11 protein-coding genes and 1 pseudogene are annotated in these 11,316 nt (G+C 71.4%); 8 read left to right on the forward strand and 4 right to left on the reverse strand.

Annotated features, from left to right (window positions below; translation table 11 throughout):
* Positions 1-58: 58 nt before the first annotated feature.
* The 4 genes and pseudogenes from ABZX22_RS34885 to ABZX22_RS34900 all read left to right on the forward strand — a co-directional run.
* Positions 59-382: a hypothetical protein gene (locus ABZX22_RS34885; protein ID WP_354917808.1), complete on the forward strand. Its 324-nt coding sequence runs from the start codon at positions 59-61 to the stop codon at positions 380-382.
* Positions 383-1,223: 841 nt separating this feature from the next.
* The gene (locus tag ABZX22_RS34890; RefSeq protein ID WP_354917811.1) at positions 1,224-3,026 is read left to right on the forward strand and encodes an asparagine synthase-related protein; all 1,803 of its coding nucleotides are present in this window, start codon (positions 1,224-1,226) and stop codon (positions 3,024-3,026) included.
* A 105-nt stretch (positions 3,027-3,131) separates the two neighbouring features.
* Positions 3,132-4,658 (forward strand): carboxylesterase family protein, encoded by a 1,527-nt coding sequence (locus tag ABZX22_RS34895; RefSeq protein ID WP_354917814.1) that lies wholly within the window; start codon positions 3,132-3,134, stop codon positions 4,656-4,658.
* Positions 4,659-4,778: 120 nt separating this feature from the next.
* A pseudogene (locus ABZX22_RS34900) lies at positions 4,779-5,021 on the forward strand (glycosyl transferase); the annotation flags it as partial.
* Between the two features lie 117 nt (positions 5,022-5,138).
* Here the strand turns inward: ABZX22_RS34900 and ABZX22_RS34905 are convergent.
* Positions 5,139-5,714 carry a helix-turn-helix domain-containing protein gene (locus tag ABZX22_RS34905; RefSeq protein WP_354917817.1) on the reverse strand — a complete coding sequence of 192 codons (576 nt, stop codon included), beginning with the start codon at positions 5,712-5,714 and terminating at the stop codon, positions 5,139-5,141.
* A gap of 61 nt (positions 5,715-5,775) precedes the next feature.
* Between ABZX22_RS34905 and ABZX22_RS34910 the strand changes: the two genes are divergently transcribed.
* Genes ABZX22_RS34910 through ABZX22_RS34920 form a run of 3 tightly spaced genes read left to right on the forward strand, consistent with a single transcriptional unit; the run spans position 5,776 to position 8,172 of the window.
* Positions 5,776-7,104, forward strand: a complete 1,329-nt coding sequence (locus tag ABZX22_RS34910; protein WP_354917820.1) for an erythromycin esterase family protein — start codon at positions 5,776-5,778, stop codon at positions 7,102-7,104.
* A gap of 52 nt (positions 7,105-7,156) precedes the next feature.
* Positions 7,157-7,555, forward strand: coding sequence for a DUF6463 family protein (locus ABZX22_RS34915; protein WP_354917822.1), 399 nt, complete (start codon positions 7,157-7,159; stop codon positions 7,553-7,555).
* Positions 7,552-8,172, forward strand: a complete 621-nt coding sequence (locus ABZX22_RS34920) for a TetR/AcrR family transcriptional regulator (RefSeq protein ID WP_354917825.1) — start codon at positions 7,552-7,554, stop codon at positions 8,170-8,172. Before ABZX22_RS34915 ends, ABZX22_RS34920 begins: the two co-directional genes overlap by 4 nt.
* Before the next feature lie 87 nt (positions 8,173-8,259).
* Here ABZX22_RS34920 and ABZX22_RS34925 read toward each other — a convergent pair whose 3' ends face one another.
* Positions 8,260-8,676: a hypothetical protein gene (locus tag ABZX22_RS34925; protein ID WP_354917827.1), complete on the reverse strand. Its 417-nt coding sequence runs from the start codon at positions 8,674-8,676 to the stop codon at positions 8,260-8,262.
* 226 nt (positions 8,677-8,902) lie between these two features.
* Between ABZX22_RS34925 and ABZX22_RS34930 the strand changes: the two genes are divergently transcribed.
* The gene (locus ABZX22_RS34930; RefSeq protein WP_354917830.1) at positions 8,903-10,213 is read left to right on the forward strand and encodes a serine hydrolase domain-containing protein; all 1,311 of its coding nucleotides are present in this window, start codon (positions 8,903-8,905) and stop codon (positions 10,211-10,213) included.
* A gap of 70 nt (positions 10,214-10,283) precedes the next feature.
* Here the strand turns inward: ABZX22_RS34930 and ABZX22_RS34935 are convergent, their stop codons facing one another.
* Positions 10,284-10,652 (reverse strand): hypothetical protein, encoded by a 369-nt coding sequence (locus ABZX22_RS34935; RefSeq protein ID WP_354917833.1) that lies wholly within the window; start codon positions 10,650-10,652, stop codon positions 10,284-10,286.
* 315 nt (positions 10,653-10,967) lie between these two features.
* On the reverse strand, positions 10,968-11,168 hold the full coding sequence (locus tag ABZX22_RS34940; protein WP_354917836.1) for a ferredoxin: 201 nt from the start codon (positions 11,166-11,168) through the stop codon (positions 10,968-10,970).
* Positions 11,169-11,316: the final 148 nt, after the last annotated feature.

Genomic DNA, 11,316 nt, shown 5'->3' on the forward strand with positions numbered 1-11,316 from the left:
CTTCAGATTAAATGATCAAGGACATTCGTCCTGATCCGATTCTGAAGGAGTCCACATCGTGAAGCTCAAGAGTGCGGCAGCGATCAGCGGGATCACGCTGGCCCTTCTCGGCGCAGCTCCCGCGCAGGCGGCGTTCGCCGACCCCGGCGCAGACCCCGCGGCCGAGTTGGCCGCGAGCTGCTACACGTGGACTGGATCGACCAACGCCAAGGGCACGTGCAGCGGCGGTTACGTGGGCACGTGGTACCTCCGGCTTCAGTGTAAGAACAGCGCGGGAAGCCTCTATCACTACACGTCTCCGGCTCAGTCCGGCGACGGGTCGGTGTATGTGAAGTGCGGCTCCGGCCAGACTGCGTGGAACTCCTGGATCCTGGAAGGCTGACCTACCGGCATGCGCCCGCGCCGCGCCGAAGCCCGCCCGCTTCGGCGCGGCACGGGGCTTGTCGTCGCCCGTTCCTGGGGGTCTTCTCCCGAACGCGCCCCCAGCTGCCACGTAGCTCTGCGTAGATCACGGTCGCCGTCGAGAGTGTTCAACTCATTCGCCTGACCGCCGGCGATGTTGATGCTGTGCTGGTCAGCGCTGAGCGCTTGCTGGTGCCAGGCACGCCCGGCGTCAGGGCGCAGATCCGCCGCGGCGGGAGTGCGCGCGGGCCCGGGCCGCCGGTCGGTGAGAAAATCCGGGCCGGTTCGGCGGCGGGCCAGGAGATGGGGCAGCAGCCGGGCGGTGCCGGACTGCCAGAAGATGAACGCTGTGTCGCCGCCCCTGCGGACCACGCGGGCGCGCTTGTTGGCCAGGTCCAGACCGGCGATGTCCAGGCCAAGGATCTCCCGCGCACGGGCGGCGCTTTTCGCCGGGACCCGCGGTGGCGTGAACCCTTTCCGGGGCTGACGACAAGACACCGGTGAGGCCGTGCCCGCCCGCCACTCTCGGGCGGGGACGCCTCGCAGTTCAGACATCAAGAACCCGGCAGGCGGCCTCATCGGCCGACCTCGCGTACGCGGATCAGGCAGATCCGCAAAGGAGTCCTCCCATGACGGCGCCCGCCGTTGCCTTCGCACAGGCGGAAAGCGGAGCATGCCCAGGAGGTGGTGCCTTCTTCGCGCGAGGCGATGCGGGTGGCGCCGTCGTGCGTTCGCCGTCGCGCAGGTGTTGGGGCTTACCGTCCGGTTCGCCCACGCCGCCACCCTTGCCCGGCCAGAGGCCGGCCAGAGAGGAAAACTGCATGCGCGTATACCTGGCCATGACCGCGAAGCGTCCAGGCGTGGATCTCAGCCGACATCTCGCTCTGGCTCGCTCGCTTCTCGGTGACGTCTTTCCCGTGCCGTTGGAAACCGTCGACGCCGCCGAGTGGGTGTGCGCGGACACGGCGTTGCTTGCCTGGTCCAACGAGGAAGGCGCCGATGGGCGCCCGCCGTTGATCGTGCGGGAGAACCGCGACGGCTTGGGGATAAGCGGCACGGTCGCTTCGCAGCGGGACGTGCGGCTCCTCACTCAAGCGCCCGTCCTGCGTGATGTGACGGCGGACCTCTCCGGATGCTTCTCCGTCATCCGGGTGGCCGAACAGGAGATCCAGGCCGCCACCGCAAGCACCAGGGCCCTGCCGGTCTTCTACGCCGAGAACGAGGACCTGCACCTGGTGGGAACCCGTGCTCTGCACCTGCACCTCGTGGCAAACAACGGAAAAGTCGACTGGAACGAGGTCGCCCTTCAAACCATGATCCGCCAGGGATACTTCCTGTCCGATGAGACCCCTTATCGAGGGGTGACGGCACTCGGGCCATCCTCCATCGTCACGGTGAAGGGCCGTCGCCGGTCCGTCCTCACGCGTTCGCTGCCACCGGCCGAACCGATGCCGACCTCGGCGAGAGCCAAACGCAGGGCGATCAGCCGGCTAGGTGATGCTCTCGTCGCCGCCGTCGAGCCACTGAGCACCGCCTCCGCATCGGTGAATCTGGCGCTGACGGGTGGGCGCGACAGTCGCCTGATGGCCGCGCTTCTGCACGCGGGCCGCGTCCCTTTCCGCGCGACCACCAACGGGCTTGACACTCACCCGGACGTGATCATCGCCAGGACGATCGCGGCTCACCTGCGTATCGACCATACGGTCATCCCGCCGGTGCAGAGCGAGGCGAAGGACGCCGTACTCGTCCCGCACCCGAGCGTGCGCGCCTATGAGGTGATCCGCGCCTGCGAAGGCATGACCTCCGCCTACGAGAGCATCGTGGACTACCGGCCGTACTCCACCATGCCCACCATGTCCGGGCAGAGCGGTGAGATCCTCAGGGGCGGTTTCCTGTACAGCCAGGGGCAGACCACTGACAAGGCAATGCGTCGCAGGGTCGATGACCTCTTCCTCAAGAACGAGCCGCTCTTCACCGACGAGGCGAATGAGCACGCGCGCGAGTTGGCGGCGCCTTGGCTGCGAAGGGTCGGTGAGAACCCGTGGGAGGTGCTCGACCACCTGTATGTCACATACCGGGTAGGACGTTGGCATGCTGCGGCAAGGGTCGGTTCGCTGCGGCGTGGAGATCCGATTCAGCCGTTTCTCGACAATCGCGTGGTGACCGAGGCGCTGTCGCTCGACCAGCGGTGGCGCCATTCGGAAGAAGTCGTCTACGAGCTGACCAGTCGGCTCGCTCCAGGTCTGCAGAAGATCGAGCTCGACGGGAAACCCTGGCGTTTCCAAGCCGGGAAGGCGGAGTCACCCGGCAGATGGTGGCAGCGCAAGCCCTCCATGACGACTCCTGCACCGCCGGTCGCCAAGCGTGGAAGCAGCTGGAACTGGCGTACCAGCCCGGGCCCGCACCTGTCCGCGCTTCTCGGACAGTTCGTACTCGAACGAGCTGATGCTCTGGCCTCCCTCGTGCGAGGCGACGAATTGAAGGCCTTCTTCTCCGAGCCTGTCATCAAACAGCCCGCGCTGGCGTGGAATCTCTACACCGTCGCCGCCCTGCTCACCGGAGCCCATCCCGGAGAACCCCCCGCGATCACAGAACCCGTGCGCATCGAGATCCCGCAGCTCTAGCGCGGCGGCGACGACGGCGAGGACCCGGGTCCCGGGACGTTCGTCCTGGATCATCGAGGATCGATGAATCTTCTGGGCCGGAGCGGGATCCAGCAGCGTTGAGGCATGCGAATCCTTCTTGCGACACTCGCCGTGGCCGGGATGGTCACGGGCACCGGCCCGGCGCAGCGGCCGTCCGACGGTGCCGTCGTCACGACCGACACCGGAGCCGTGCGCGGCGTCGTGACCGACCAGCACCGCATCTTCCAGGGCATCCCGTACGCCACCGCGGGCCGGTGGGAGAGCCCCAGGCCCGCCGGGCGCTGGAACGGCGTCAAGGACGCGACCCGGCCCGGCCCGCTGTGCCCGCAGGTCGGCTCCCCCTACGCCCCGATCTCCAGCACGACCGAGGACTGCCTGGTCCTCAACGTCACCGCCCCTCGCGAGCCGGGACGCGACCGTCCCGTCATGGTGTGGATCCACGGGGACGGGGCGGTCGGCGGCGGGCACTTCTCCGACGCCCGCAAGCTGGCCTCCCGCGGCGTCGTCGTCGTGACGATCAACTACCGGCTCGGCGTGTTCAACGGCTTCAGCTACCCCGGCCTCAAGGACGGGGGCACCTACGGCCTGCAGGACCAGCAGGAGGCCCTGCGCTGGGTCAGGCGCAACGCCGCCGCCTTCGGCGGAGACCCGTCGAACGTCACCGCGTTCGGCGTCTCCTTCGGCGCGCTCGCCATCGGCGGCCACCTCACCTCACCCGGCGCCAAGGGCCTGTTCCAGCGGGTGGCCATGCAGAGCGGCGAGACGATGATGGACATGCCGGCGGGCAGCCTGGTCCCTGGCATGCCCGCCCTGCCGACCTTCGCCTGGCGCAGCGCCGGGGACGCCGAGGCGGTCGGCAAGCAGTACGCCGCCAGGCTGGGCTGCCAGGATCTGGCGTGCCTGCGCGCGCTGCCGGTGAAGAAGATCCTCGACGTGCCGCAGATCATGAACGCCTTCCAGGTGTACGCCTACGGCAACAGGGTGCTTCCCGAGCTGCCGTCCACGGCGATCAGGAAGGGCCGCTTCCACCGGGTTCCCGTGCTGGCCGGCGCCACCAGGGACGAGCACCGGATCTTCGTGGGGATGACCTATGACGCGGCAGGCAAGCCGGTTACCGCCGAGCAGTACGGCACGCTGCTCAAGACCGCCTTCGGCAAGGACGCCGACCGGGTGATGCGCAGGTATCCGCTGTCGGAGCACGCCACGCCCGGCCAGGCGTGGGCGGCGGTGATGACCGACAGGATCTGGGCACGCGGCACCCACGAGCAGAACACCCTGCTCGCCAGGCACGTGCCCGTCTACGGTTACGAGTTCGCCGACCGCAAGGCGCCGATGTTCCTGCCGCTGCAGGTGGACTTCGACTGGGGCGCCTACCACGCCGGTGACCTGCCGTACCTCTTCCCGGAAGAGAAGGCCCGGCTGAGCCCCGCCCAGGAAAGGCTGTCGGAGCAGATGGTCGGGTACTGGACGAACTTCGCCCGCACCGGCTCGCCCAACGGCCACGGGCTGCCGGTCTGGCGCAGGCTCGCCCACGGCACCCAGTCGCTCGCGCCGGGCGCGATCCGGCCGATCGACTACGCCGCCGCGCACCGGCTCGACTTCTGGAAGTAGCCGGACCGGTCGCACGCGACGACCGCGGTGCCGGCCGGGCAGCCGCGGCTCACCCGGCCGGCACCGGGCGAGCGGCTGCCCGGCGCGCCCGTGCGCTCCACCCGCGGCCAGTGTGTTCTCGTGCCCATGATCGCCGTGCCGCAGGCGGTCGACCAGTTCGACAACGCCGACCGGCTGGTGGAGCTGGGCGTCGCCCGACGGGTGGACACGGCCGAGGCCACCGCGGGGCTGCTGCGCCGTACGTTGCTGGAGCTGACCTCCGACCCGGCGGTGGCGCGCAGGGCGGCGGAGCTGCGCGCGGAGGTACGCGCCGAGGGCGGGGCCGGGCGGGCGGCCGACGTGGTGGAGAGCCTGCTGCCCTGAGGCGGGCGGCCGGCGCCGAGGGGACGGGCCGCGCGCGGAGCCGGCCGTACACCCCGGCCCCGGTGGTCAACCGCCGCCTCCCGCGCCGGCTGCCACGGCACCGGCACGGTGGGGCGCTCAGCGATCGGCGTGGTGGTCGCCCGGCCCGTCGACGCCGTCCCGCGGCGGCTGCTCGGCCGGGAACACGATCACGCTCGCCAGGTGGGGGCGGCGATCCGGCGCGGGCCCGTTGCCCCACCGCTTCGCGAAGACCTCGCGCAACTCGCCCATCAACTCCGCCAGCTCGTCGTGGCTGAGCCAGAGGACGAGCTGCCGGTAGCCCACCAGGTCGGCGGTCGGGTCGGCGCCGTCCCGGTCGAGGTAGGCGTTGAACTCGGCGTGCAGCGTGGCCATGGCCGCGGTGAAGCCCCGGCGGTGGTCGTCCAGGGACATCGACGCGGCCGCGTCGGCGTCGATCACGGTCCGGTCGCGGCGCAGCCGGTAGTGGCGTTCGACGGCGCCGTGCACGCGCTGCTCGCCGGCGACCTCCAGCACCCCGGCCTCGGCCAGGAGGCCGACGTGCCGATACACCGTGGTCTTCGGGACGTCGGGCAGGACGGCGCACAGCTCGGCGGTGGTGTGGGCGTGCCCGCCGGACATGGCGTGCACGATGCGCAGCCGGACCGGGTGCAGGAGCAGGTCGAGGGTGTCCATCACCGTACGTTCCCATATCTGGTACCGTTCCCAAAATTGGAAATGGCAGAAGGGATCCGGCATGACCACGAACCCCGCGGTGACGACCCGGCTCAGCGACGAGGCGGTGCTGGGGCTGCGCACGCTCGATCCGGCCGAGCCGCTGGACGACCTCGCATGGCTGGACGAGGCGATCGGCGACGCGCGCGTGGTGGCGATCGGCGAGAGCGCGCACTACAACCGCGAGTTCTACGAGCTGCGCCACCGCCTGCTGCGCTACCTGGTCGAACGGCACAGCTTCGGCGCCTACGCGATGGAGACCGGATTCACCGAAGGATGGCAGGTCGACGCCTGGATCCGAGGCGGTGGGGAACGGCTCGGCCAGGTGATGGCGAACGGCATGACCTCGCTGATGGGACTGTGGACCCAGATGGGCGCCCACCTGCGGTGGATGCGGGAGCACAACCGCACGGCCGCGCGCCCCGTCGGCTTCTACGGCATCGACCTGCCCGGCTCGATGGTCTCCCTGCTGCCCGGCCTGGATGCCGTGCTCGCCTACCTGGAGCGGGCCGACCCGGACTTCCGGCTCGACCCCGGCGTCAGGGAGACGGCCGTGGCCCTCGCGGCGCCGTCCGCGTTCTCCGCGCCCGCCGCCCTGGCTGCCTACGCCGGCCTCGCCCCCGCGACCAGGGACGCGCTCACGGCGGGCCTGGCCGACCTCGCCGCGCGCATGACCGCCCGGCGCCTGGACCACCAGCGGCGGACCACCGCCGACGCCTACGAGCACGCGCTCCGTGTGCTGCGCATCACGGTCACCCTCGACACCGTCGTCCGCGCGCTGGCGCGCGGCGACCAGCAGGCCGCGATGGACAACCGCGACGCCGCGATCGCGGACACGGTCGAGTGGATCCTGCGCAGGGAGGACCGGATCGTCCTCGCCGCCCACAACGGCCACATCCAGCGGCGGCCGAACGCCCTGCCCGGCATGCCGCCGATGACCCCGATGGGCATGCACCTCGCCGACCGGCTGGGCCAGGACTATCTCGCGATCGGCACCACCACCGGGACCGGCCGGATCCTCAACACCGGCCCGGACTTCTACACCGGCACGCTCTTCACGGCCATGCAGGACCCCGAGCCAGGCAGCCTCGACGCGCTCATGGCCGCCAGCCACGACGGCCCCTTCGCGGTCGACCTGCGACGGCTGTCGCCCTGCGACGCCGACGCCGTGCGGGCGGTCTCCCGGCAGCGGGCCGGCATCGGCGCCTTCTACTCCGGCCAGCGCCCGCTGGACGCCTTCGACGTCGTCGTCCATCTCCCGCACGTCACGGCGGCCGAACCCGACGCCGCGGCGCTCGACCACGCTCCCGAGGACGTCCGGCGGGCATTCGGGCGGCGGAAGCCGGAGTGAGCTTCCCGGCCGGGGTTGCCGCCTGATGTTGACGCCGCTAACTTGGCTGGATGTGAACACTGCTAACTTTGGTGGCCTGTGGGCGCGCCTGCTCGGTCCGGCTCTGCTGGCGACGGGCCTGCTCCATCTCGGGTACGGCCTGGCGATCGCGGGCGAGCCCGTCCGGCGCCTCATCGGCCAGGGCGTGCTCGGCGCTGCGCCGGACGGCTCGGTGACGGAGACGTGGTTCTGGTTCATGGTGGCGGGCGTGCCGATGCTCCTGACCGGACACCTCGTGCTGTGGGCGCGGCGCCGTACCGGGCAGGTGCCCGGGTTCGTCGCGCCCTACCTCGCGCTCCTCGGGCTGTCGGCGCTGCTCTACCCGGTCAGCGGGCTGTGGCTGTTCCTGCCCCTCGCCGCCGTGGCCGGCGCCGCCGCACCCCGGGCCAGGGCCAGGACGGCGGCGCGGTGACGGCCAAGCCGGCCTACCATCACGGCGACCTGCGTCGCGCCCTCATGACGGCGGCCAGGCAGCTGCTCACGGAGCGCGGGGCCAGCGAGGTGACGCTGCGGGGAGCCGCGGCCAGGGCAGGGGTCTCCTCGGCCGCTCCCTACCGGCACTTCCCCGACAAGGACGCCCTGCTCGTGGCCGTCGCCATGGACGGCTACGCCGAACTCCAGCGTCAGGTCCGCGCTGCGCCCCGCGGCACGGGCACGCTGCCCGCGGTGCAGGACCTCGTGCGCGCCTACGCCGCCTTCGCCGTCGCCAACCCGCAGCTGTACCGGCTGATGATGGGCACGGGCATCACGGCCCGCGCGCAGTACGCCGAACTGACCGAAGCCCACGACCGGACCTGCGCGATCCTGGTCGACGCCGTCGCGCTGGCGCAGGAGGCGGGCGAGGTGGAGCCGGGAGACCCCGTCACGGTCGCGGTGACGCTGTGGTGCCTGGTGCACGGCCTGTCCACGCTGGCCATCGACGGCCGCATCGATGCCGGTGCGGTGGACGCCGAGATCGGGCGGAGCCTGGAGATCCTCGAGCACGGCCTGCGGCCCCGCCCCTCCCGCGCGGAGCGGGGGCGTCCCTGAACCGCCGTCGGGTGACGCGGCGGGCGCCTTGACAGGCGTCCGCCGCGTCACCCGGAATGCCGCCTCCGGAGCGGCGGGTCAGCAGGCTCAGCCGGTCTTGATGAAGGTCCAGGCCTGGTACGGGTCGCCGAAGTCGGGCGCCAGCGCCACCCGGGGCGGGAAGATCCGCAGCAGGCTCAGACCGAGACGCATCGGGGTCGCGGGGACGGAGATGACGAACGTGTCGGGTTCCGCCGCCGGGGCCAGCCGCCAGGGGCGGGCCTCGGGCAGCACCAGGGCCAGCTCGTGCATGTCGGGGTCGCCGTCGAAGCTCACGTACAGCTCGGAGTCGGTGGCGCGGATCGTGTGGGAACCGTTGCCGTCGCTGCTCACCTGCCAGGTCTGCCCGTAGCCGGAGTCCGGCGGCAGCAGGCAGAGGTGGCCGCCCGGCCTGGGCTCGAGTGCGGTGAGCTGCTGCTCGGGGGTGAACTCGATCTTGTAGATGCCATCGGAGATGACTGCCACGCGAAGCTCCCTCGCGATCGACCGGCGGCGCCGCCAGGGTCCGCCGGTGGTGAAGGGATCGCCTGAGCGGCGACCCGGACGGGGTGATACCCCCATCGATCACATGGCTCTTACCCAGAGTGGTCAACTCACCGCCAACAGTGAGAGCGCCACTTCGGGGCGGGCGAGGGTCGGGGACGCCTAGGCTGGTAGGGGAGTGTCGTCCTCGTGCGGCGGGAGGCCTGTCATGAGGTGGTCACGGGCGCTTCGGCGCGGAACCTGCGCAGGGCTGGCGATGGCCGGCCTGCTGGCCTTCCCCGCCTCCACCGCGCCCGCCGGGGCGATCCCCGCGCTCGTGACCGCGATGGTTCCCGGCCCGTCACAGCGGGCCGACTTCCCCGAGCTGACCCCTGCCGTCGCCGCGCGCCTGGACACCGCGATCCGGCAGGTCATGCGAGAGGCCGGGGTGCCCGGCGTCATCGTCGGGCTGTCAGCGCCCGGCAAGGGGTCGTACGTGCGGGCCTTCGGCGTCGCCGACAAGGCGAGCGGTGCCGCCATGAGCCCAGGCCTGTACATGCGGATCGGCAGCGAGACCAAGACCTTCACCGTCACCGCCCTGCTCCAGCTCGTCGACCGGGGCAAGCTCGGCCTCGACGACCCGATCGCCAGGTACGTGGACGGAGTCCCGAACGGCGACCGCATCACCCTGCGCCACCTGGCGGGCATGCGCAGCGGACTGTTCAACTACACCGAGGACGACGCCTTCGTCAAAGCCTTCCTCGCCGACCCGGAACGGCCCTTCACCCCGCGGCAACTGCTGGCCTACTCCTTCAAGCACCCGGTGCAGTTCCAGCCCGGCGAGACGTTCGCCTACTGCAACACCAACACGATCCTGCTGGGACTCGTGGTGGAGAAGATCGGCGGACGCCCCCTGCCCGAGTTCGTCGAGAAGAACGTCGTGGCGCCGGCCGGCCTGCGCCACACCGTCTTCCCGTCCGGCGCCGCCTTCCCGAACCCGCACGCCCACGGCTACACCAGGCAGACCGCCTCGGGCGAGGTCGAGGACGCCACCGACTGGAACCCCTCCTGGGGCTGGGCCGCGGGAGCGATGATCTCCGACCTGCCCGATCTGCGCACGTGGGCCCGCGTGGTGGCCACCGGCACGCTGCTGACGCCCAAGACGCAGGCCGAACGGCTCGCCATGGGCCCGACGGGAATCCCCGGCACCGGCTACGGCCTCGGCATCTTCACCGTGCACGGCTGGGTCGGGCACAACGGCTCGCTGCCCGGCTACGAGTCGTTGACGATCTACCTGCCCGAGGCGCGGGCGACGCTGGTCGCCCTGGTCAACACCGACATCCGGTACGAGGGCGTGGCACCCGGCACCCTCGTCGGGCAGGCCGTCACGCGCGTCGTGACGCCCGACCACGAGTTCGTCCTGCCCGCGTCCCCGGCCTCGCCCGCACCCGCCTCACCCACGACGCCGGTATCACCCACGACATCCGCCTCGCCGGCGAGCCCGCGGCCATCCGCGCCGGCCACCGGCCACGGCGACTGACAGTGACCGACGACGACCGACGACGACCGACGACGACTGACGATGACTGACGATGACTGACGATGACTGGCTACGCGCCTCCTGGCGGTTCCGCGACCGGTTCCAGCGGCCAGGTCGCCGGCCAGAAGGCATCACGCCCGGGCTCGGCGAGCACCGTGGTGGCGCCGGTGTCGGTATCGTGCCGGCGGAACTCCATGGTCACAACCAATCCCTCGTCGTCCTCCTCGCCCTCCTCCTCCGGGCCGACGAGGAGGATGCGCACCTGGGCGCGCCCCTCCATCCGCCACCGGAACGCAAGCGGCTCGTCCTCGCCGAAGAGGGCCGAGTACGAGCGCAACAGGCCCGTCCCGTCCGCGGTGAACACCACCTCCTCGCCGACGAGCACGGCCGCCGTACCCAGGGCCGAGCGCCAGCGCCCGACCGGTCCACGCTCCAGCATCAGCTCACGCCACGCGGATTCCCGCAACGCGCCACCACCCTGCCCGCTCCGTTTGCCTGGAGTCTCTCGCACCGCCCCGGCGGTCCTGACGCAGGGTCCGGCCGCTGGACGGACCGAACCCCGGAGGGGCCGTGGCCACCAGACAGCCTCAACCGGGGGCGTCACGGAGCCGGAAGGTGACCGTAGGCGCAAGACCGCCAGGCCCGGCCGCAGCGGGTGCGGACGGCCGACGCGCCGATGGCGGCCTGCGCGCCTGCGCACGATCATCGGCTCGGGCCGTCCACGATGCCGGACGAGATCAAGCCGGCCGCAGGCTCAGGCCTCCTCGCTCAGCTCGATGGCGGCGGCCGGGCAGACGGCGGCGGCCTCCCGCACCAGGGCGTGCTGGTCCTCGCCGGGCTCGGGCTCCAGGAGGACGACGACACCGTCCTCGTCGCGCTGGTCGAACACCTCAGGAGCGATCAGCACGCACTGGCCCGCGCCGCAGCACTTGGCCTCGTCCACGGTCACTTTCATACCTGGTTCCTCTCTCCGGGGCGGTTACGGCGGTGCCGGGTCACCAGCGGACCGGGACCTCTCGCAGCCCGCCGACCGCCAGCCCTTCCACGCGCTCCAGCTCCTCCACGGGCACGGCGAGCTCCAGGGACGGCAGCCTGCGCAGCAG

Origin of the sequence: Nonomuraea sp. NPDC003804 (assembly GCF_040610675.1) — a bacterium.
Classification (GTDB): Bacteria; Actinomycetota; Actinomycetes; order Streptosporangiales; family Streptosporangiaceae; genus Nonomuraea.

Excerpts from the sequence above, each read along its gene's own strand:
- ABZX22_RS34890 (WP_354917811.1), top strand. The coding sequence starts at position 1,224 with ATGCGCGTATACCTGGCCATGACCGCGAAGCGTCCAGGCGTGGATCTC.
- ABZX22_RS34895 (WP_354917814.1), top strand. The coding sequence starts at position 3,132 with ATGCGAATCCTTCTTGCGACACTCGCCGTGGCCGGGATGGTCACGGGC.
- ABZX22_RS34905 (WP_354917817.1), bottom strand. The coding sequence starts at position 5,714 with ATGGACACCCTCGACCTGCTCCTGCACCCGGTCCGGCTGCGCATCGTG.
- ABZX22_RS34910 (WP_354917820.1), top strand. The coding sequence starts at position 5,776 with ATGACCACGAACCCCGCGGTGACGACCCGGCTCAGCGACGAGGCGGTG.
- ABZX22_RS34930 (WP_354917830.1), top strand. The coding sequence starts at position 8,903 with ATGAGGTGGTCACGGGCGCTTCGGCGCGGAACCTGCGCAGGGCTGGCG.
- ABZX22_RS34935 (WP_354917833.1), bottom strand. The coding sequence starts at position 10,652 with ATGCTGGAGCGTGGACCGGTCGGGCGCTGGCGCTCGGCCCTGGGTACG.
- ABZX22_RS34940 (WP_354917836.1), bottom strand. The coding sequence starts at position 11,168 with ATGAAAGTGACCGTGGACGAGGCCAAGTGCTGCGGCGCGGGCCAGTGC.